The organism is Kosakonia sp. CFBP8986 (assembly GCF_034044935.1).
Classification (GTDB): Bacteria; Pseudomonadota; Gammaproteobacteria; order Enterobacterales; family Enterobacteriaceae; genus Kosakonia; species Kosakonia cowanii.
On record NZ_JAXCXB010000014.1, the window covers coordinates 41,003 to 60,918 of the forward strand.

The 19,916-nt window shown below is 57.4% G+C and carries 18 protein-coding genes and 4 tRNA genes; 5 read left to right on the plus strand and 17 right to left on the minus strand.

Features of this window, described 5'->3' with window-relative positions; translation table 11 throughout:
- Positions 1–58: 58 nt before the first annotated feature.
- Genes yigB through lptM form a run of 5 tightly spaced genes read right to left on the minus strand, consistent with a single transcriptional unit; the run spans position 59 to position 3,442 of the window.
- Positions 59–775, minus strand: coding sequence for a 5-amino-6-(5-phospho-D-ribitylamino)uracil phosphatase YigB (gene yigB, locus SOM48_RS21520; RefSeq protein WP_320512968.1), 717 nt, complete (start codon positions 773–775; stop codon positions 59–61).
- Positions 775–1,677, minus strand: a complete 903-nt coding sequence (xerC, locus tag SOM48_RS21525) for a tyrosine recombinase XerC (RefSeq protein ID WP_124970845.1) — start codon at positions 1,675–1,677, stop codon at positions 775–777. The genes yigB and xerC overlap by 1 nt, the downstream gene beginning before the upstream one ends.
- Entirely contained in the window at positions 1,674–2,381 is a 708-nt protein-coding gene (locus tag SOM48_RS21530) for a DUF484 domain-containing protein (RefSeq protein WP_076770423.1), read from the minus strand. Before SOM48_RS21530 ends, xerC begins: the two co-directional genes overlap by 4 nt.
- Entirely contained in the window at positions 2,378–3,202 is an 825-nt protein-coding gene (gene dapF / locus SOM48_RS21535; RefSeq protein WP_023479551.1) for a diaminopimelate epimerase, read from the minus strand. Before dapF ends, SOM48_RS21530 begins: the two co-directional genes overlap by 4 nt.
- A gap of 36 nt (positions 3,203–3,238) precedes the next feature.
- Complete coding sequence (gene lptM, locus SOM48_RS21540; RefSeq protein WP_042714296.1) at positions 3,239–3,442, minus strand: LPS translocon maturation chaperone LptM; 204 nt, start codon at positions 3,440–3,442, stop codon at positions 3,239–3,241.
- 136 nt (positions 3,443–3,578) lie between these two features.
- On the opposite strand from lptM, the gene cyaY reads away from it, so the two are divergent.
- Entirely contained in the window at positions 3,579–3,899 is a 321-nt protein-coding gene (gene cyaY / locus SOM48_RS21545; protein WP_320512970.1) for an iron donor protein CyaY, read from the plus strand.
- Between the two features lie 31 nt (positions 3,900–3,930).
- Here cyaY and cyaA read toward each other — a convergent pair whose 3' ends face one another.
- The gene (gene cyaA, locus SOM48_RS21550) at positions 3,931–6,474 is read right to left on the minus strand and encodes a class I adenylate cyclase (protein WP_023479540.1); all 2,544 of its coding nucleotides are present in this window, start codon (positions 6,472–6,474) and stop codon (positions 3,931–3,933) included.
- Positions 6,475–6,831: 357 nt separating this feature from the next.
- Between cyaA and hemC the strand changes: the two genes are divergently transcribed.
- The 4 genes from hemC to hemY are packed head-to-tail and all read left to right on the plus strand — an operon-like array spanning position 6,832 to position 10,894.
- The gene (gene hemC, locus SOM48_RS21555; RefSeq protein ID WP_054803676.1) at positions 6,832–7,773 is read left to right on the plus strand and encodes a hydroxymethylbilane synthase; all 942 of its coding nucleotides are present in this window, start codon (positions 6,832–6,834) and stop codon (positions 7,771–7,773) included.
- Positions 7,770–8,510: a uroporphyrinogen-III synthase gene (hemD, locus tag SOM48_RS21560; protein ID WP_320512971.1), complete on the plus strand. Its 741-nt coding sequence runs from the start codon at positions 7,770–7,772 to the stop codon at positions 8,508–8,510. The genes hemC and hemD overlap by 4 nt, the downstream gene beginning before the upstream one ends.
- A gap of 21 nt (positions 8,511–8,531) precedes the next feature.
- Complete coding sequence (gene hemX / locus SOM48_RS21565) at positions 8,532–9,695, plus strand: uroporphyrinogen-III C-methyltransferase (RefSeq protein ID WP_128483894.1); 1,164 nt, start codon at positions 8,532–8,534, stop codon at positions 9,693–9,695.
- Positions 9,696–9,697: 2 nt separating this feature from the next.
- Positions 9,698–10,894 (plus strand): protoheme IX biogenesis protein HemY, encoded by a 1,197-nt coding sequence (hemY, locus tag SOM48_RS21570; RefSeq protein WP_042713026.1) that lies wholly within the window; start codon positions 9,698–9,700, stop codon positions 10,892–10,894.
- 574 nt (positions 10,895–11,468) lie between these two features.
- Here hemY and SOM48_RS21575 read toward each other — a convergent pair.
- The 11 genes from SOM48_RS21575 to rffC all read right to left on the minus strand — a co-directional run bounded on the left by SOM48_RS21575 (position 11,469) and on the right by rffC (position 19,910).
- Positions 11,469–11,545: transfer RNA gene (locus SOM48_RS21575), tRNA-Pro, on the minus strand.
- Positions 11,546–11,584: 39 nt separating this feature from the next.
- Positions 11,585–11,671, minus strand: a tRNA-Leu gene (locus SOM48_RS21580).
- A gap of 30 nt (positions 11,672–11,701) precedes the next feature.
- Positions 11,702–11,777, minus strand: a tRNA-His gene (locus tag SOM48_RS21585).
- Between the two features lie 69 nt (positions 11,778–11,846).
- A tRNA-Arg gene (locus tag SOM48_RS21590) sits at positions 11,847–11,923 on the minus strand.
- A 103-nt stretch (positions 11,924–12,026) separates the two neighbouring features.
- Positions 12,027–13,412, minus strand: a complete 1,386-nt coding sequence (gene thrP / locus SOM48_RS21595) for a bifunctional threonine/serine APC transporter ThrP (RefSeq protein ID WP_128483896.1) — start codon at positions 13,410–13,412, stop codon at positions 12,027–12,029.
- 256 nt (positions 13,413–13,668) lie between these two features.
- On the minus strand, positions 13,669–14,409 hold the full coding sequence (gene wecG, locus SOM48_RS21600) for a lipopolysaccharide N-acetylmannosaminouronosyltransferase (RefSeq protein WP_076770425.1): 741 nt from the start codon (positions 14,407–14,409) through the stop codon (positions 13,669–13,671).
- A gap of 11 nt (positions 14,410–14,420) precedes the next feature.
- Positions 14,421–15,773: an ECA oligosaccharide polymerase gene (gene wzyE / locus SOM48_RS21605; RefSeq protein ID WP_054803678.1), complete on the minus strand. Its 1,353-nt coding sequence runs from the start codon at positions 15,771–15,773 to the stop codon at positions 14,421–14,423.
- A complete protein-coding gene (locus SOM48_RS21610; RefSeq protein WP_128483897.1) occupies positions 15,770–16,849 on the minus strand; it encodes a TDP-N-acetylfucosamine:lipid II N-acetylfucosaminyltransferase in 1,080 nt (359 codons plus the stop codon). The genes wzyE and SOM48_RS21610 overlap by 4 nt, the downstream gene beginning before the upstream one ends.
- A complete protein-coding gene (wzxE, locus tag SOM48_RS21615; protein ID WP_288882894.1) occupies positions 16,846–18,096 on the minus strand; it encodes a lipid III flippase WzxE in 1,251 nt (416 codons plus the stop codon). The genes SOM48_RS21610 and wzxE overlap by 4 nt, the downstream gene beginning before the upstream one ends.
- Before the next feature lies 1 nt (position 18,097).
- Entirely contained in the window at positions 18,098–19,228 is a 1,131-nt protein-coding gene (gene rffA / locus SOM48_RS21620; protein WP_128483899.1) for a dTDP-4-amino-4,6-dideoxygalactose transaminase, read from the minus strand.
- A gap of 4 nt (positions 19,229–19,232) precedes the next feature.
- On the minus strand, positions 19,233–19,910 hold the full coding sequence (gene rffC, locus SOM48_RS21625; protein ID WP_128483900.1) for a dTDP-4-amino-4,6-dideoxy-D-galactose acyltransferase: 678 nt from the start codon (positions 19,908–19,910) through the stop codon (positions 19,233–19,235).
- Positions 19,911–19,916 lie beyond the last annotated feature (6 nt).

The window sequence follows — 19,916 nt, forward strand, 5'->3', positions numbered from 1 at the left end:
CGTATTCGCGCCGCGCCCGCCACCAAAACCCTGGTATTTTATACAGAACAATGGGTGATTATATCAGCGTAGTGAGGGATGCCAACCGCGAAATTTCCATATGCGGCAACAGGCGGCTGTCGCTGGCTTGCAGCAGATCTGCGCCCTCGGGTTTGATCCAGCAGGCCTGCATGCCGCAGCGGATCGCGCCCGCAACGTCGGTGGTGAGATCGTCGCCAACGTGCAAAATGTTGCCAATGGGCACGCCAAGACGCTCAGCGGCGCGGTGATACATATCGCTGAAGGGTTTTGAGCGCCCGTCCGGCCCGGCGCGCAGAACAAATTTGAAATAGTCGCCGAGCCCGAACAGCTCCGGCTGCGCATTACCGTTAGTGATCGCCACCAGCGGCCACTTTTCTGCCAGCTTCGCCAGCGTGTCGTGGGTCTCGTCCGGGACATCAATGCGGCTGCGCCAGTGCGCAAAGTTGGTCATGGCGGCTTCGGCACCGGCCGCGGCCTCTGCTGCCGTCAGCCCGGCATCGAGCATAGCGCGCTCAACGGCGCGTCGCCGCCACTCGGTGACATCGTGATAGATATCCGGCTCGGTTTCGCGCAGGGCCTGGCGCAGGCGCTTGAACTCGCTGTTCTCCAGCGTGCTGAGCGCCGGGTGGTAGCCCTGCAAAAAGGCTAGCGACTCCTGCTCTGTACGCTGGATCACCAGCCGGTTGTCATAAAGGGTGTCGTCCAGGTCGAAAGTGATCGCCGAGATCTCGCCTGGTGGGCGGTAAAAACGCATTATTTCCCCCGTTTTGCGCGCGGATGCGCCGCATCGTAGACCGAAGCAAGGTGTTGAAAATCAAGATGGGTATAGATCTGGGTGGTGGATAAATTGGCGTGCCCGAGCAGCTCCTGCACGCCGCGCAGATCGCCGCTCGACTCCAGCATATGGGTGGCAAAGGAGTGGCGCAGTTTATGCGGATGCACATGGCTGTTCAGCCCCTGCTTAATGCCCCATTCGGCAAACCGTTTCTGCACGTTGCGCGCCGAGATGCGCTTGCCAAGCTTTGAGAGGAACAGCGCATCGTCCTGCGCGCCAAACAGTTCGCGCAGATCGAGCCAGTGCTCAACCCAGCTCACCGCATTGCGGCCTATCGGCACGCGACGCTCTTTGCTGCCCTTGCCGAGCACCCACACTTCGCCGCTCTCCAGATCGAGGTGTTTGATATCGAGATTGACCAGTTCCGACAGACGCAGGCCCGCGCCGTACATCACTTCTAGCATCGCGCGGTCGCGCACCGCCAGCGGATCGTTAATGTCGATCTCCAGCAGACGGTTTACATCATCGACATCGATATTTTTCGGCAGATGGCGCGCGGCTTTCGGCGCCGAGATCCCTTTCGCCGGGTTGGCGGGCAGCTCGCCCTGGCTCACCAGCCAGTCGAAGAAGCTGCGCAGTGCCGAGAGCCGTAGCGCGAGACTCGCCGCGCCCAGCCCTTTGCGGCGGCTACGGGTGGCAATTGAGCGCACCGTGGCAGCATCGCACTGTTGCCAGCTTTTGAGGCCGAGATCGTCCGCCATCGCCATAATGGCGTCCAGCTGGCGCTGATAGTTGCGCAGGGTGATCGGGCTGAGCTGGCGCTCAACGCCGAGGTAACGCAAAAAGCGGGTAACGAGCGGGAAGAGCGGCGAAGCGGTCATGCGCGCGCGATCCAGCGCTCAAGCAGATCCGGCAGCATCTGCGCGATCTCCTCCAGCAGCTGGGTACCCTGACCATGTTGATAATGGTGCGGATCGCGGCTGCTGAACAGCACCACGCCGAGCGAGCCATCTTGCCCCATCAGCGACATCGCCACTGATCCGATGGCTTTCGCCTCCGGCAACAGTAGCAACAGCTCCGGCCCGTTGAGCGATCCCAGGTAGTGATGCTGGTGACCAAGGCGCTGAATGCGCAGTGGCTCAAACGCCTGACGCGAGAGGGAGAGATGGGTGTAACGCGACGGCGCGCCGAGACGCCAGCGATCCGGAAAGAGGCGCACCGTGGCGCCCGCCAGCCCTAAATCGCGCGCCCAGCGGTGCAGGCGGCTCAGCATCTCATCCAGGCTTGGCGCGGAAGCCAGCCGGCTTTGCAGGCGCAGCAGGCGATAAAAGAGCCCTTCATTGGCGCTCGCCTGCTCCATCAACAGCGTCATGTTCTCTTCCAGCGCGTTGATGTGGTTGCGCGAGCGCGCCATATGCCACTCCACCAGAGAAACCGTGTCGCGCACCGCATGCGGCACGCGCATCTGTTCTACCAGCCGCGCGTTACGGATAAAGAAGTCAGGATGGCGCACCAAATAGTCGGCAACGGTCTGATCTTCCAGCTCCGTCAGCGTCTCCTGCAATTCTTCCCCTGGTTGCTTCATAGATGAATAAACCCGTCATAGACATGTGCCGCCGGGCCAGTCATGTACAGCGGTTGGCCCGGGCCTTTCCAGGCGATATCAAGTCGACCGCCCGGTAACTCCACACGAACGCTTTCCGCCAGCAAGCCTTGCTGAATGCCGACGGCAACGGCTGCGCAGGCACCGCTTCCGCACGCCTGCGTTTCACCTGCGCCGCGCTCGAAAACGCGCAGGCGGATATGATCGGTTTTGACGACCTGCATAAAGCCGATATTGGCGCGTTCAGGAAAGCGCTCATGGCTCTCCAGCACCGGTCCCAGCGTCTCTACCGGCGCGTTTTCCACGCTATCGACCTGGATAACACAGTGCGGGTTGCCCATCGATACGACGCCGCAGAGCACGGTTTGTTCCGCCGCGCGCATAATATAGGTCTTCTCAGCTTTGTTCGCGCGAAACGGCACCTGCGACGGTTCAAAGTTCGGTTCGCCCATATTGACGCGCACCAGCTCATCTTCCGTTACGCTCAATACCATACGCCCGTTCGCCGTACTGACGCGAATGTCACGTTTATTGGTCAAACCTTTCAGGCGCACAAAACGGGCGAAACAGCGCGCGCCGTTGCCGCACTGCGACACTTCGCTGCCGTCAGCGTTAAAAATACGGTAGTGAAAATCGAGTTCTGGATCGTAAGGAGGCTCAACCACCAGCAGCTGATCGAAGCCTACGCCAAGATGGCGATCCGCCAGACGACGGATCAACTCCGGGGAGAAAAAGAGATTCTGCGTCACCGCGTCGACGACCATAAAATCGTTGCCAAGGCCATGCATCTTTGAGAACTGCATTATCTACTCCATTTACGCGGGTACAGAGCGGTAACGTCAATAATTCACCTGGGTCGGCGAGCCGGTATCGCCCCGATCGTTACTATTTGGAATAGTAGGCTGGATCGTGCTCTCCTGCGTTTTGGTTGGCGGCGGCGCGGTTTTATCGGCCGGAGGGAAGTAGAGCGGCCCTTTCAGACCACAGCCCGTCAGGCTGAACAGAGTCAGCACTACGGCCAGCGTGCGAAACAGATCTTTCATTATCGTTGCCTGTGAGTTCATTCTTACTGCGCTCTATCATCGCAGGAGAAGACACAAAAGCAAGAGTTTGCACGTTTAGGGCAACGGGAAATGTTTCGCGTTATACTGCGGCCATCATAAAAAACAGGAAAGCAGAATGAACGATTCAGAATTTCATCGCCTCGCCGACGGCCTGTGGCTCACCATCGAAGAACGCCTGGATGAGTGGGACGGCGATAACGATATCGACTGTGAAATCAATGGCGGCGTATTAACCCTCAGCTTTGAAAACGGCAGTAAGATCATCATTAACCGTCAGGAGCCGCTGCACCAGGTGTGGCTGGCGACAAAACAGGGCGGTTACCATTTCAATCTCAAAGGGGATGAGTGGGTCTGCGATCGCAGCGGCGAAACCTTCTGGGATCTGCTGGAGCAGGCGGCAAGCCAGCAAGCAGGCGAAAGCGTCACTTTCCGCTAAGACGCACTGCCCGGGAGACCGGGCAGCAATATCAGGAGAAGTACTGCTGCAACAGCGGTGCGGCGTTATCCTGATTGGCCGGCGATGCGGTGCTGATCGCCTGGTTGCGGAACGGGATCACCTGCGCGCGCCCTTCAACATTCACAATCTGGTAGAACTGCGGCAGGTTGAAGTTGATAAAGCTTGAGCCGTAGGTAAAACGATCGTGGGATGAGGAGAAGAAGCGGCTTACGTCGCGCACCAGCTCCTCTTTGCTGCCTTCACAGTGGTGATACACTTCGGCGCGGTTGCTCTCATCCAGAATATAGATGTTAAAGCCCTCTTCCCCCGCCTCTTCAAAGAAGAACTGAATAATCCCTTCGCTGGCAAAACCATCTACCACCGCCGGTAATTCGACGTGGTTGGTCTCCACCTGCACCGACAAACCGTGCAGCTTGTTGTGGGAGATGGCACCGTAAAACTCAATGGCATTTTCCAGCTTCTGCACCGAAACGTTCACGCGCTCGAAGAACAGGCCCCAGGTTTGCCCCGCCACGCGCAGCGCTTTAAAGCGCCCGGTTTCGTGACGCGTCGTCGAGAGGCGCAGTTCAATACATTCAGAGACCAGCTGCTGCACGCGGGTGCGGATCAGGCCGCGCAGATGCTGGCTGTAACAGAAGACTTCGACGCTGTCCGGCGGCGCGGCATCCTGGTGCATTTTGCCGAGTATGGTTTTCAGCGCTTCAATCATCGCCTGCTCGCCGTTGAAGTGCAGGGTACGCACTTCGTTCCACGAGTTGCGATAGAGCAGATCGACACTGCCAACGAGGCAGTTTTGCTGCTCGCCGAAGCTGAAGACATCAAGCTTACGGAAATCAAAGTGCACCACCTGGTTACGGAACGCCGCTGTCGGGTCGTACTCCAGGTTGACGATAATCGCCAGATGGCGGATTTCGCACGGGCTATAGAGCGCTTTCGGCGTTGGCGCAGGCAGGCGCAGCGGGAAGTGGTGCGAGACATCAGCAACCATCTCCTGCAGCTTCGGCAGATCGACAATGCCGTTGCCCTTAATAAACAGGCGCGTACGCGATGTCAGCAGGCCATTGAACCACGCCCAGGCGACCAGCTTATTCAGGTAGCGGTTATACTCCAGCGGTTGATGGCTGACGATGGAGTCCATGTTCGGCGCGCGGTTGTAGAGATACCAACCGGTACGGTTGGCGCGGCCCGGCGGCACATGAATAAAGGTTAAATTCGGTTCGGAGAGATCCGGTGAAATCTGCGGGTTCACCAGCGTCACTTTGCCCGGCAGCGCTTCAAACGCCGCGTAGAGTTTACGGGTTAAGACCCCGATATCCTGCGGACTGGCGGAGACGCTCAGGTTATTACGGCGGGCAAAGCGGATCAGGTTACGGTAGCTCTGCATCATCGCATCAAGTAGCTCATTGTGCGCTTCGCGCACCTGATCGATTTTCCAGTTGGCACGGTTATCGAGCATTGCGAGACGCGCTTCGTCCCAGCCCCACTCTTTCACTAACTGCGTGATCACTTCGCGACGCCAGCCGACGCAGGCGCGTTCGCGGCTCAGTTTTTCACACACTTTTAAGTAGAAACATCGACGCACCAGGTCAAGACGCGTCGGATCCTCAATCGCTTCCAGATAGTGCGTGACGCGCTCAAGCATCATGCAGTAGTGATCGAGACCGAAGGAGACGATCTCGCCGTCGTGCAGGCGCTGTTTGATATCTTTCGCCAGCAGGCGGGTATTCGGATATTCCCAGGAGTAGGCTTCGAGCAGCAGGGTTTTCAGCACCGCTTTATAAGGCGAGTCGATGCTCTTATAGAGCTGCCACAGGCTGGCACCGAAATACTCTTCCGCTGAAAGCGAGCTTAAGCCGCCCAGATCGAGCCACTCGTTCGGGGTCAGCACGCCCTGCGCGTAGAGCGTCATGACGTAATCGTCGTAATTCTCCTCTTCGTCGCCCGGCACCATATTCCACAGAATACGTTTACCTGCCAGGCGCACAGCGGTGCGGTAGAACTCATCAAGCAGTAAAATGTGCTGCGTTGAGCCGCAATCTTCGCCGCCGAGGCTGCCGCTTTCATTATGGCGGAAGCGGTTCTCATCAATCAGGAAGAAGCTTACTTCCACGCCAAGGGAGGCGGCCCAGCTCTCCAGCAGGCTGCATTTACGCTGTAACAGCTGGCGCTCGTCGTTATCGAGCCAGGATTGGTGGCAGACCCAGATATCGAGATCGGAAGAGCAGCTCTGCCCAACCGAAGAGGTGCTGCCCATGGAGTAGACGCCGGTGATCGGCAGTTCGCCGGTCGGCGCATCCTGCGCAGGCAGGCCACGGTTCAGCTCAAGTTCGTTCAGGTAGTGGAGTTGGTTTTCATCAGGCGTGTAGAGGCAAATGCCATTGGGAACGTTACCGTCAAGGTAGCCAGGCATCAGCGGATGGTGATAGTGCAGTAATGTCGGCAGCAGACTGTAAACCTGCTGAAAAGCAGGGCCCATGGCAGCAAGCGCGCGATCCACACGCAGTTGATTAATGGCATCCAGTCGCTGTTTCAGCGTCTCAATATAGAGGTACAAGACATATCGCCTGATGTTTTACACACACCTTCATGCTGATGTTTTGTAGGCCGCAGCTTGAAAAGGGGTGCGTAGACAGAAAATCCAAAAGTAGCCGTTGCCCTTTTTTCGTCGTTATCGTTATGGGAGGACAGACGAAAAAATGGTCTAAAACGTGATCAATCTAACACCTTGCTCATTGACCGTAAAGAAAGATGCGCTACAAACCAGTTTAGCATTAAACGCACTCTGTAAATTCCGAATTACATCCCGCGCTGCGCCTGTTGCGCGGCGCGAGACCCGCAATCGACCGTGAACACTGACACCCTAATGCAACAGTGTTAGGATGGTCAACGGACGAAATTGACGGTATCAAGCATGGTAGACAATGTTTTAAGAATTGCCACACGGCAAAGCCCGCTTGCGCTCTGGCAGGCACATTATGTAAAAGCGCGCCTTGAAGCGAGCCATCCGGGGTTAGCCGTTGAGCTGGTGCCGATGGTCACGCGCGGCGATGTGATCCTCGATACGCCGCTGGCGAAAGTGGGTGGTAAAGGCCTGTTCGTGAAAGAGCTTGAACGGGCGCTGCTCGACAATCACGCCGATATCGCCGTGCACTCAATGAAAGATGTCCCGGTCGACTTTCCCGATGGACTCGGTCTGGTGACGATTTGCGAACGCGACGATCCGCGCGACGCCTTTGTCTCTAACCGTTATAAGTCTCTGGACGAACTGCCCGCTGGCAGTATTGTCGGCACCTCCAGTTTACGCCGCCAGTGTCAGTTGGCTGCGCTGCGCCCCGATCTGGTGATCCGCTCGCTGCGCGGCAACGTTGGCACCCGCCTGAGCAAGCTCGATAACGGCGAATACGATGCGATTATCCTCGCCGTCGCCGGTCTTAACCGCCTGGGTCTTAGCGATCGCGTACGCTGGGCGCTGCCGCCGGAAATCTCACTCCCGGCCGTAGGCCAGGGCGCGGTAGGCGTTGAGTGCCGTCTTGACGATGCGCGTACCCGTGCGCTGCTGCAGCCGCTGAACCATGATGAGACCGCAATCCGCGTTAAAGCTGAGCGGGCGATGAACACCCGTCTTGAAGGCGGCTGCCAGGTGCCAATCGGCAGCTATGCTGAATTGATTAACGGCGAACTCTGGTTGCGCGGGCTGGTTGGCGCGCCGGATGGTTCGACGATGATACGCGGCGAGCGTCGCGGCCAACCGGAAGATGCGCTAAAGATGGGCATCTCGCTGGCAGAAGAGCTGTTGGATAACGGCGCGCGCGCCATTCTTGCTGATATTTACAACGGAGAAGCCCCCGCATGAGTATCCTGGTCACCCGTCCCTCTCCCTCCGGGGAAGAGTTAGTGAGCCGACTGCGCACACTGGGTTTGGTGGCCTGGAGCTTTCCGTTGATTGAATTCACGCCGGGTCGTGAGCTGCCTTTATTACCCGGGCAGCTTGCCAGGCTCGGCGCGAATGACCTCGCGTTTGTGCTGTCACAGCACGCTGTCTCCTTCGCGCATGCCCATTTGCAGCAGGCTGGCCTCTCCTTCCCAACGGAACCGGCCTGGTTTGCTATCGGGCGTACCACTGCGCTCGCGCTACATACGGTAAGCGGCATTGATGTGCGCTACCCTCACGACCGGGAAATCAGCGAAGTGTTGCTACAATTACCTGAATTGCAAGATGTTCAGGGCAAGCATGCGCTAATCTTACGGGGCAACGGCGGACGCGAACTGTTGGCGGAAACGTTAACTGAGCGCGGCGCGAATGTTGAATTTTGCGAGTGTTATCAACGCAGTGCAAAATTTTATGACGGTGCAGAAGAAGCGATGCGCTGGCATACGCGGGGTGTCTCAACGCTGGTGGTCACCAGCGGCGAAATGCTGGAGCAACTTTTTTCACTTATTCCTCCCTGGTATCGGGAGAACTGGTTACTTCGCTGCCGCCTGGTGGTGGTAAGCGAACGTCTGGCGAACCTTGCCCGGGAACTGGGCTGGCAAGAGATTCAGGTCGCTGACAATGCCGACAACGATGCGCTGCTTCGCGCATTACAATAACTCTCATAATGGGAAGCCATAATGACGGAACACGAAAACTCCTCCGCCGTGGTTGAAGAGACCAAAGCGGCTGACGGCGTAACGCCGCCGCCGGAGAAAGCAGAGAAGAAGAGACGCGCTAACAGGACCAGCCTCGCGCTAAGCGCGATCGCCATCGCTATTGCGCTGGCATCGGGCGCCGGGCTTTATGGCTGGGTGAAGCATCAAAATAAAACCCTGCAGACCAGCAATGGCGAAATCGCCGACCAGCTGATCGCGCTACAACAGACGCAGGATAAGCAGCGTACTGAGCTGGAAGGGGTGATTAAACAGCAGGCTGATGCGCTGGCGGCAGAAAAACGCCAAAGCGAAGCGCTGGCGAAGCAGCTTGATGAAGTTCAGCAGAAAGTCGCGACCATCTCCGGCTCCGATGCCAAAACCTGGCAGCTGGCGCAGGCTGATTTCCTCGTCAAACTGGCGGGCCGTAAGCTGTGGAGCGATCAGGATGTCACCACCGCGGCCGCGCTGCTGAAAAGCGCTGACGCCAGCCTGGCAGACATGAACGATCCGAGCCTGATTACTGCGCGCCGCGCCATTACCGACGATATCGCCAGCCTCTCCTCCGTGACGCAGGTCGATTATGACGGGGCCATTCTCAAGCTGAACCAGCTCTCCAACCAGATCGATAACCTGCGACTCGCCGACAATAACGACGACGATTCGCCGATGGATTCTGACAGCGGCGAGCTCTCAAGCTCCATCAGCGAGTGGCGCGTTAACCTGCAAAAAAGCTGGCGCAACTTTATGGACAGCTTTATTACCATTCGCCGCCGCGATGAGACCGCCGTGCCGCTGTTAGCGCCGAATCAGGATGTCTATCTGCGTGAGAACATCCGCTCGCGCCTGCTGGTTGCGGCGCAGGCCGTTCCGCGTCATCAGGAAGAGACCTATAAACAGGCGCTGGATAACGTGTCGACGTGGGTTCGCGCCTACTACGATACGGACGATGCGGCCACCAAAGCGTTTCTCGAAGAGGTGGATAAGCTCGGCCAGCAATCTATCGCCATGGAGCTGCCTGAATCGCTCCAGAGTCAGCCGATTCTGGAAAAATTGATGCAGACCCGCGTGCGCAACCTGCTCGCGCAGCCCGCTGTGCCGTCTGAACAGGCGCCCGCCGCGCCCGCCGATGCAGCGCAGGGAGAATAATCATGCTGAAAGTATTATTGCTCTTTGCATTGCTTCTCGCCGGGATCGTGCTTGGCCCGATGCTCGCCGGGCATCAGGGTTATGTGCTGATCCAGACCGATAACTACAACATTGAAACCAGCGTCACGGGTCTTGCGATCATGCTGGTGCTGACGCTGGTGGTCTTCTTTGCCCTGGAGTGGCTGCTGCGTCGGATCTTCCGTACCGGCGCGCATACCCGCGGCTGGTTTATGGGCCGTAAGCGTCGTCGCGCGCGCAAGCAGACAGAACAGGCGTTGCTGAAGCTGGCGGAAGGCGATTATCAGCAGGTTGAGAAGCTGATGTCGAAAAATGCCGATCACGCGGAACAACCGCTGGTTAACTATCTGCTGGCAGCGGAAGCCGCCCAGCAGCGCGGCGATGAAATGCGTGCTAACCAGCACCTTCAGCGTGCCGCCGAGCTGGCAGAGAATGACCCGATCCCGGTCGAGATCACCCGCGTTCGTCTGCAACTGGCGCGCAATGAGAACCATGCTGCGCGTCACGGCGTCGATAAACTGCTGGAGATCGCGCCACGCCATCCGGAAGTGCTGCGTCTGGCGGAACAGGCCTATATTCGCACCGGTGCGTGGACGTCGCTGCTCGACATCATTCCTTCGATGGCGAAAGCTAACGTTGGCGATGAAGAGCACCGCGACATGCTGCAACAGCAGGCGTGGATCGGCATCATGGATCAGGCGCGCGCCGATCAGGGCAGCGATGGTCTGAAGGGCTGGTGGAAGAATCAGAGCCGTAAAACGCGTCACCAGGTGGCGTTGCAGGTGGCAATGGCGGAGCACTTAATTGAGTGTGACGATCATGACACCGCGCAGGAGATCATCCTCGACGGCCTGAAGCGGCAGTATGACGATCGTCTGGTGCTGGTGATCCCGCGCCTGAAGACCAATAACCCGGAACAGGTTGAAAAAGTGCTGCGCCAGCAGATCAAAACGCAGGGCGATCGCCCGCTGCTGTGGAGCACGCTCGGTCAGTCGCTGATGAAACATGGTGAGTGGCAAGAAGCGACGATTGCATTCCGCGCTGCGCTGAAACAGCGCCCGGATGCGTTTGATTACGCCTGGCTCGCAGACTGTCTCGACCGCCTGCGCCAGCCTGAAGAGGCCGCAACGATGCGTCGCGACGGCCTGCTGTTAACGCTGCAAAACAACCCGCCTGCTTAGCCCTTCTCTTCGCGTTACAGAGCTGCTCTGTCGCGCGAAGCTTCATTTGTCCCGCCATAAAAAAACGCCTGTCAGCATACACTGACAGGCGTTAAAACAGGTCTTTGACAACTAATGGGTGCTTCACTCAACGTTATGCCCATGGTGTTTGATGAGGCCGAAGCGACATCTCTCGGTGGACGATAAGCACCATAAAACGGCTCTGCGTCATTCCTGGGTTTATGAGGCCAGAAGGCGAACATAAGAGATGGAATGAGCATCTACCCCCGTATTATTGCACATAGCGTGCCAACCCCGCATTAAGAAATGTTACATCACGCAACCTTTTAAGAAACCTCTATATTCAGGCTGCTGGCGGGAAAAGCGTCCCTTGTCACGCCTCGCCGCAGACGCAATCTGTCGCTGTGGGACGACATATCTACGCCATTTTAGGTAAAGCTATTTTAATCAAAAGGTTACGTGTAGCTGATAGACGACAACACAAGATAAGAATGTCGCTGAAGAACAACAGAGGAAAATGAGGAAAACCTGAACCGCAGAAAACAAAAAACCCCGCTTACGCGGGGTTCAAAATTGGTCGGCGAGAGAGGATTCGAACCTCCGACCCACTGGTCCCAAACCAGTTGCGCTACCAAGCTGCGCTACTCGCCGTATTTACTGCTTTTTGACTTTTTTGTTCAATCAAAGTTGTGGTGCGAGGGGGGGGACTTGAACCCCCACGTCCGTAAGGACACTAACACCTGAAGCTAGCGCGTCTACCAATTCCGCCACCTTCGCATCGCCACGAAACTTTTTACTGCTAAATAATGGGGTGGCTAATGGGACTCGAACCCACGACAACTGGAATCACAATCCAGGGCTCTACCAACTGAGCTATAGCCACCACTGTAAATCTGTTCACGCGGTATCGTGATAATTCACGAACCACCGCAGCTCAAGCGCCGGGTTAAAATGGCGCGCCCGACAGGATTCGAACCTGAGACCTCTGCCTCCGGAGGGCAGCGCTCTATCCAGCTGAGCTACGGGCGCGTAGCGCCGTTGCGGGGGTGGATAGTACGGACTTCGGGGGCAGCTGTCTAGTGCTTTTTTGAAGAAAAATGCGCGTTTGGTTATGCTTTGCGCACTTTGTCTCTTATTCACCCAGCCGAGGCGTTGCCGCACGGCGATCGAAGCCAAATAGCTTATATACCAGCGTCACGGCAGCCAGAAAGATCACGCCGACAAACAGCGACATACGGGTGTCTTCATTGAATCCCATGCCAATCAGCACGCAGACGAGGAAGGCCATGGTAAGCCAGTTCGCCCACGGGAACAGCATCGAGCGGAACGGATGGCTGGCAATCGCCTCTTTGTGAACCTTGCGAAAACGCAGCTGGCTAATCAGGATCACGAACCACGGCACCATGCCCGGCAGCACGCTGGCGCTATAGACATAGACAAACACGCGCTGCGGGTTAGGAATGATGTAGTTCAGGCATGAACCGATGAGCAGGATGATAATCGAGATAGTCACGCCCACCGCCGGCACGCCGTTTTTCGAGACTTTGGCAACCGCTGTCGGTAACTGGCGGTTCTTCGCCAGCGCATAGAGCATACGACCACAGCTGTACATGCCGCTGTTACAGCCGGAGAGCGCCGCAGTCAGCACAACAAAGTTGATGATGCCTGCCGCCGCGGTAATACCGATTTTCGCGAAGGTCAGGACGAACGGGCTGCCGTTGGTACCAATTTCATTCCACGGGAAGATGGTGACGATAACGAAGATTGCACCGACATAGAAAATCAGGATGCGCCACAGCACCTTGCTTACCGCACTGCGCAGCGTCACCTGCGGGTTTTTCGCTTCACCCGCGGTAATACCAATCAGCTCAACGCCCTGATACGAGGCGACAACAATACAGAGCGCGGTGAGGAACCCTTTCCAGCCGCCGGCGAAGAAGCCGCCGTGCTCGGTAAGATTGCTAAAGCCGATGGAGTGACCGCCATTGCCAAAGCCGAAGAAAATCACACCCAGGCCCACGATGATCATCACGATGATGGTGGTAACTTTGATCATCGCAAACCAGAACTCAATCTCGCCATACAGGCGCACCGCCGCAAGGTTCGCCAGCGCCACCAGCCCAACGGCAATCAGTGCCGGTATCCACTGGGCGAGATCCGGGAACCAGAACTGGACATAGACGCCAATGGCGGTGATTTCCGAAATCCCCACCGCCATCCACATAAACCAGTAGGACCAGGCGGTGAGATAGCCAAAGAAGGGGCTCATGTAACGATGAGCGTAGACGGCGAACGACCCGGCGACCGGTTCAAGGAAGAGCATTTCGCCCATCGAACGCATAATAAAGAAGACGAAAAGTCCGGCAATGATATAGGCCAGCAGAACTGACGGGCCAGCCCACTTCAGGGTGCTGGCAGCGCCCATAAACAGGCCAACGCCGATGGTGCCGCCAAGGGCAATTAATTCAATGTGACGAGACTCCAGCCCACGCTGAAGTTCGGGTTGTTTTTCGGCCATAAATCCTCTGTTGTATTTGCTTCTTGCTTCGCCCGCATCGCGGGTTATTGTTATGAGTTTCCCTCATCTCATCGCAGGCGATACTGCTCCGCCCCGCGAAAGGGAGGGCGCAAAATCAGCGCGGCGCTGCAATGAGAGAGCGAATGGTTTCTTAAATCGACGGAAATGGCAAACGATGTGTATAAAAAATCCTGGTAGCGCACAATAAAAGAGCAGCAGGAGAGGGAAAGGCAGCGCATTGCGCCGCCGGAGGGGTTCAGAGTTTTCCGCTGTAGTGCCAGCGTAAATAACGCAGCAGACGGAGCTGGCGCTTCAGGCGCGAAGGTTGCGACAGCAGGCGGTATAGCCACTCAAGGCCAAGGTTCTGCCAGAATTTCGGTGCGCGCTTAACATGTCCGGTAAAGACATCGTAGGTGCCGCCGACGCCCATATAGAGCGCATCCGGACAGACAAGGCGGCAGTCACGCATAAAAATCTCCTGCCGCGGCGAGCCCATTGCGACGGTGACGATCTTCGCCCCGCTGTCGCGAATGGCTGCAAACAGCGCCTCGCGCTGCTCGGGCTTGAAGTAGCCATCCTGGCAACCCACAACATTCACCTGCCACTGGTCACGCAGTTTCTGCACGGTTTGCGCCAGCACGTCCGGCTTACCGCCCACGAGGAACACCGGCGTCCCCGTCTCCCCTGCCCGCGCCATTAATGCTTCCCACAAATCGGCACCCGCCACGCGGGAGACCTGCGCCTGCGGAAACTTTTTGCGTATTGAGCGCACGACGCTGATGCCATCGGCATATTTAAACTCCGCCGCCTCAATCAGGGCGCGAACCTCGGCATCATCTTCCAGCGTCAGCATCTTTTCGGCATTGATTGCCACCAGCGTGCCCTGCTCTACGCGCCCGTCACCGAAAAGATGATCCAGCGCGTGGGGCATATCACGCCAGCCAATCAACTTCAGGCCGCGCAGGTCATACAGCGGTGCCGCCGTCTTATCCGTCATGTTTGATCCTTTTACAACTGGGAGAGCGGTTTGACCGCGCGCGTACCGCGACGCTGTATCAACCCGGCGCTATCGAATAGCCAGTACAGCAGTTTCGCCGCCAGCAGGCAGAAAGCGAAAACGGCGAGGAAGAAGACTACACGAGAGGCGAACGCATCCAGCCCTTCACGCGCCAGCACAATCATGTTGAAAATCGCCCCGAAGCAGAAGCTGTGCAGGATCGCCGCCTTGTAGCGGTTCGTTTCCCGGTTGCCCAGGGCATAAACCCAGTCGAACCATTTGATGATAAGCCCCACCGCTGCCGCGCCCAGCGGAATAAACCACGCGCCGCCCATCACCACTAAGGAGCCAATCAGCGTCGGCGAAATCGCCAGCCCTGAGTGGTTATTCAGCACTTCCCAGGTAAAGTAGTTCGCGGTGTTAAGCACAACACCCGGGCGCGATGGCCACAGCCAGGTGGGGATAAAGACGTAGAAGTCGCGCACAATTGGCGCCAGCCCCTGAAACTCAATCTTGTCGTAGTTTTGCAGCAGCAAAGCGAGGTTTTCCCACGGCGAGAAGGTATCGCGCGTCAGATAGAGGAAGGTGTAAAACGCTTCATCACCGCGCACATCCAGCCCGTAGCGTTTCAGCGCCAGCCAGAACATGCCGACAATGCCGAGCACGCCCGCCGCCGCCAGCATCCACAACGAGATCCAGCCGCGAATAATGCCGATAAACAGGAAGATAGCGAAGGCAATGATGATATTGGCGCGCGTACCGCCAACAATCATGTAGGTCAGCAGGCCAAACGCCACGGTGCTGACCAAAAAGAAGAGCCAGGTCTGGGCATTCTGCCGCAGGAAGTAGACCACCAGCATCGCCGGAATAAAGAAATAGAAGAAGCGCTTCAGCGCTACGCCGGAGACTTCGCTGGAGAAAATCTGGCTATAGGAGTGCAGACGGAAGAGTAAAAACCCGTTATGCATAAAGAAGATGCCAACGCTCACCAGCGCGATGACCATCAGGATCACCCACGTCAGATGCGCCTCCACCCGGTTAATGGTAAAGAGCGGACGCCGCGGCGTAAGCGAAGACGAAGCGCGCAGCCGCGTTTTATAGGTCACATAGTAGATGCCATAGAAGCAGGCCGCCGCCAGCAGCGTCTGCATCAGGATATCGGGCGGCGCAACGCCGACGTTGAAGCGGAATACCAGCACGCTGGTCAGCGGAAAACCGAAGAAGAAGGTCAGCAAAAAGAGCAGCGAGAAGAAGACGTTAAAGTTAAAACGTACGCGGCGAAATTCGAACCAGGTGAGCGTGCCGATAAACAGCGTCGCCAACAGCCAGATAACAAACAGTCCGCAAAATTCGAGTGGGCTCATCCGTTGATCCCCGCAGCGTTAAGGAGCGCTTTGTGCCACAGCGTTTCGTAATGTGGGCTGAAAAAAGCGATAGCGTTTTTATCCACCGCTAACAGCTGGCGGCGGGCCTCGCGGATCACCGCCTCATCCAGCGCATCGCCGGTAAAGAGAACGGGAATGCCTTCCGCCACCATATCGCGCCAGAAAGGGTTTTCCCTGTTCAGCACACAGGGCACGCCCGCCTGGATCAGCAGGCACATCGTACCGATCCCCTGCTGGCGGGCAAAAATGAAATAGCCCAGATCGCACTGCGCGAGCAGCCCGAGATAGGCATCAAAATCCATTTTCTCATCGAGGATGCGCAGGTTGTCAGCGCTAAAAAGTGCCAGCCCGGCGCTGCGTACTGCGGCGATATAAGCGTCGTTATTCGCCGGATAGCCCATCGGCACAATGATATTGACCGTATCGCCAAACTGACGGTGGATCGCCTGCAGGGCAGCAATATGCTCATTGCTCGCATCGCCGGAGTTGCCGACCAGAATCGTCAGCTTGCCCGTCTGCGGGCGCTCATCCGCCATGTTGTTCAGCGCCGGATCCATACGCGTTGGGAAGTAGAGCAGTTCACCAGGCACTTTAGGGTTACGTTCGGCAAACCACGCCAGATCGCCGCGGGTCGCAAAGATACGGCCTACGCGACGCTGCGCTAAACGGCGCAGCGGATAAAAGAGACGGAATTTCAGGCTGCGGGAGACTTCATACAGATCGGCGCCCCAGGCGTGCCAGTAGAACTGCTCGCGCTTGATAGCCCCTTGCAGCAGTGCCAGCCAGAGATCGAAATTAAACTGACCGTGGAAGAAGAAGCGCTGCTGACGTTGCGCTTTCGCCCGCGCGATGACCGCTTTTGCCAGACTCTTTTTGTCGGGATAAAAATGCAGCGTCAGCGCAGGATAGTGCGCCCGCTGCGACTCGTCACGCCCGACAACCATAAACTCGCGGGCATACTCTCCCGATGCCGCAAGATGGTCGTTAAAGAAGCGCAGCACAGTTTGGTTATGGTGTGGGATATCCGATCCCAGTATGTGAATCAGTGCAGTCATGCCTTTTTACGCCAAATCAAAAAAACGCCGCAACAAACAGCGAAATAGATAATGTAGGTGGCCATATAGGCCTGCGCTGCGCCCGCCGCGCCGTGCGCCGGAATAAGCCAGCGCGCGAAGAGCGTCAGCAGCGCAAACTGGCTTATTTCAGCCAGTATATAGAATCGCAGCGAGGCCTTCGCGATGACTAAATAGCCAAAGACGTAAGCCCCCACTTTCAATACATCCCCGACCAGCTGCCAGGCGAAGAGATCGCGCATGGCGATAAACTTCTCAGAAAAGAGCAGCCAGATCGCCACATCGCGCAGCAGCCAGACGCCGAGGCTCACCGCCGCCACGGCGGGAAGAACAAAGCGCAGTGACCTGCCGATTTCACGCGAGATCTCCTGCTTCGTCACCAGTCGCGACAATGTCGGTAACAGATAGACGCTAAACGAGGCGGTAATAAACTGCAGGTAAGCATCCGATATCGTGCTTACACCCTGCCAGATCCCCACGTCATCCCAGCTGTAGTGGGCAGCAAGTTGGTTTCGCATCATCACGTAAGCCAACGGCATCGTAAATGAGGTGATGAGCGCCATCAGGGTAAATTTACCCAGCTGACCTGCCAGCACACGATCCCACTGCGGCCTAAAGAAACGCAGCGGTATCGCTTTGCTTCTCAGCAGCATCGCCATCGCCGGGATAACCACCAGCGCGGGCACCAGCGCCAGCCCAAGCAGTGCACCCTGATAGCCGCCAATGCGGTAACAGAGATACCAGGCCAGCACGCCAACGAGGCTGCCGATAATCAGCGACAGCGCATTTCCCGCGGCATCGCGGAACCCTTTCATTACCGCCAGCAGCAGGTTGGCCCAGGCGATGCCCATCTGCACCAGCGCGACTAAGCGCACAAGCCCCTGATAGTGGGTATGACCAAACAGCCCCTGGCTGATGGGCGCGGCAGCGAGCAGGAACAGCAACGCCAACAGGGTTGAGAAGCCGAGCACCATCGCCGAGGAGGTGCCGACAACTACGCGCAGACGCGCGGGGTCGTCATGGGACTGCGCCACAAATTTGGTGACGCCATTAAAAATCCCCGCGCCCGCCAGCACGCCAAGCACGGTAATCAGCTGACGAAAGTTACCCGCCTGTCCGACGCCGGATGGCCCGAACGCCATCGCCAGCAGTTTGACCACCAGCAGTCCCGCGCCGATTTTGACCAGCGTGCTTGCGGCAGTCCAGAGCGATGCTTTTGCCAGCGACATATCAGCTGAAGTAGCTCAGAAGCGTGCTGATAACCGTCCGCTGATTGACCGACGCCAGGTTGTAGAAGAGCGGCAGGCGAAGCAACCGCTCACTCTCTTGCGTGGTATAGCGGTCTTCGCCGTGGAAGATGCCAAACTTCTCGCCGGCCGGCGAGGCGTGCAGCGGGATATAGTGGAACACCGCCATAATCTCCGCTTCCTTCAGGAAGGCAATCAGCTTGCTGCGATCCGCTTCGTCGCGCAGCTTAATATAAAACATGTGCGCATTGTGGCTGCACTCTGCCGGAATCGAGGGCAGCTCAATGCGCCCGGTTTTTGCCAGCGGGGAGAGCGCATCATAGTAGTTTTGCCACAAGGCCAGCCGCTGCTGGTTAATGCGCTCGGCTGACTCAAGCTGCGCCCACAGGTAGGCGGCCTGCAAATCGGCCATCAAATAGCTGGAACCGATATCACGCCAGGTGTACTTATCGACCTGCCCACGGAAGAACTGGCTGCGATTGGTGCCCTTTTCGCGAATCACCTCTGCGCGTTCAACCAGCGCGCGATCGTTAATCAGCGTCGCGCCGCCTTCACCGCCCGCAGTGTAGTTTTTGGTTTCGTGGAAACTGAAGCAGCCAATATGACCGATGGTGCCTAATGCCCGTCCTTTGTAGGTCGACATCACGCCCTGCGCGGCATCTTCCACCACGAACAGCTTATGCTTTTGCGCGATCGCCATGATGGTGTCCATTTCACAGGCGACGCCCGCGTAATGCACCGGCACAATAGCACGCGTCTTATCGGTGATCGCCGCTTCAATCCGCGTCTCATCGATGTTCATCGTATCCGGGCGGATATCAACGAAGACGATCTTCGCCCCACGCAGCACAAAGGCGTTGGCGGTGGAGACGAAGGTGTAGCTCGGCATAATCACTTCATCGCCAGGCTGGATATCCAGCAGCAGCGCGGCCATCTCCAGCGATGCGGTGCATGAAGGCGTCAGCAGGACTTTGGCGCTGTGAAAACGCTGCTCCATCCACTGCTGGCAGCGGCGGGTAAAACCGCCGTCACCGCATAATTTCCCGCTGCCCATTGCCGACTGCATGTAGTCAATTTCCGTTCCTACTACCGGTGGTGCATTGAAAGGGATCATAGCGTTACCTGTATAGCCATAAGGCGGTGCTTTCTACGTTCGCGCCGCTCTGAATATATCGTTTAAGTGCGGCAGTATTCCCAAGCTGGGTCGCCACACGCACATGCGTTAACTGCCGCGCTCGCGCCCACTGGCACGCCGCCTGCATCAATTTCTCGCCCATACCGCGTCCGCCCAGCAGGCCAATACGCGCCTCGTGCTCATTAAGCTGGCGAAGAGAGACAAAACCGCTGATGGCATCCTCCTGCGCGCGGAAAATCAGACACTGGTGGTCGAAAAGACCCTTTACCGCGTTTTCAATCCACTGCGCGTAGAAACGACCGCTCGCCTCAGGCGCATACCAGGGCGCGCGAAAGCGGCTCTGGACAAACATCTCTGCCGCCATCTGACGAAGCGCGGGAATATCGCTTTCATCTGCCACAGTGGCGACGGGATCGATACCCTGTGCGGCAACCGGCAGTCGCAGATCGATCTCACCTTCCACCAGTTGAAAACCCTGCTGTTGCAGGGCATCAAGCTGATGGGTTTGCGCGGCGGGCAATTTCACCTGCAGGCGTTCCCACTGTGCAAAATCTGCGCCAGTAAGCGCGGGTGCGGAAGGATTCAGACGAATAATCGCGCTGCGCAGACCAAAAAAAGCGCTTTCCCATGCCAGCTCTTCTATCGTGCCATGCACCGCCATGCTAAA

Excerpts from the sequence above, each read along its gene's own strand:
- yigB (WP_320512968.1), bottom strand. The coding sequence starts at position 775 with ATGCGTTTTTACCGCCCACCAGGCGAGATCTCGGCGATCACTTTCGAC.
- xerC (WP_124970845.1), bottom strand. The coding sequence starts at position 1,677 with ATGACCGCTTCGCCGCTCTTCCCGCTCGTTACCCGCTTTTTGCGTTAC.
- SOM48_RS21530 (WP_076770423.1), bottom strand. The coding sequence starts at position 2,381 with ATGAAGCAACCAGGGGAAGAATTGCAGGAGACGCTGACGGAGCTGGAA.
- dapF (WP_023479551.1), bottom strand. The coding sequence starts at position 3,202 with ATGCAGTTCTCAAAGATGCATGGCCTTGGCAACGATTTTATGGTCGTC.
- lptM (WP_042714296.1), bottom strand. The coding sequence starts at position 3,442 with ATGAAAGATCTGTTTCGCACGCTGGCCGTAGTGCTGACTCTGTTCAGC.
- cyaY (WP_320512970.1), top strand. The coding sequence starts at position 3,579 with ATGAACGATTCAGAATTTCATCGCCTCGCCGACGGCCTGTGGCTCACC.
- hemC (WP_054803676.1), top strand. The coding sequence starts at position 6,832 with ATGGTAGACAATGTTTTAAGAATTGCCACACGGCAAAGCCCGCTTGCG.
- hemD (WP_320512971.1), top strand. The coding sequence starts at position 7,770 with ATGAGTATCCTGGTCACCCGTCCCTCTCCCTCCGGGGAAGAGTTAGTG.
- hemX (WP_128483894.1), top strand. The coding sequence starts at position 8,532 with ATGACGGAACACGAAAACTCCTCCGCCGTGGTTGAAGAGACCAAAGCG.
- hemY (WP_042713026.1), top strand. The coding sequence starts at position 9,698 with ATGCTGAAAGTATTATTGCTCTTTGCATTGCTTCTCGCCGGGATCGTG.
- thrP (WP_128483896.1), bottom strand. The coding sequence starts at position 13,412 with ATGGCCGAAAAACAACCCGAACTTCAGCGTGGGCTGGAGTCTCGTCAC.
- wecG (WP_076770425.1), bottom strand. The coding sequence starts at position 14,409 with ATGACGGATAAGACGGCGGCACCGCTGTATGACCTGCGCGGCCTGAAG.
- wzyE (WP_054803678.1), bottom strand. The coding sequence starts at position 15,773 with ATGAGCCCACTCGAATTTTGCGGACTGTTTGTTATCTGGCTGTTGGCG.
- SOM48_RS21610 (WP_128483897.1), bottom strand. The coding sequence starts at position 16,849 with ATGACTGCACTGATTCACATACTGGGATCGGATATCCCACACCATAAC.
- wzxE (WP_288882894.1), bottom strand. The coding sequence starts at position 18,096 with ATGTCGCTGGCAAAAGCATCGCTCTGGACTGCCGCAAGCACGCTGGTC.
- rffA (WP_128483899.1), bottom strand. The coding sequence starts at position 19,228 with ATGATCCCTTTCAATGCACCACCGGTAGTAGGAACGGAAATTGACTAC.
- rffC (WP_128483900.1), bottom strand. The coding sequence starts at position 19,910 with ATGGCGGTGCATGGCACGATAGAAGAGCTGGCATGGGAAAGCGCTTTT.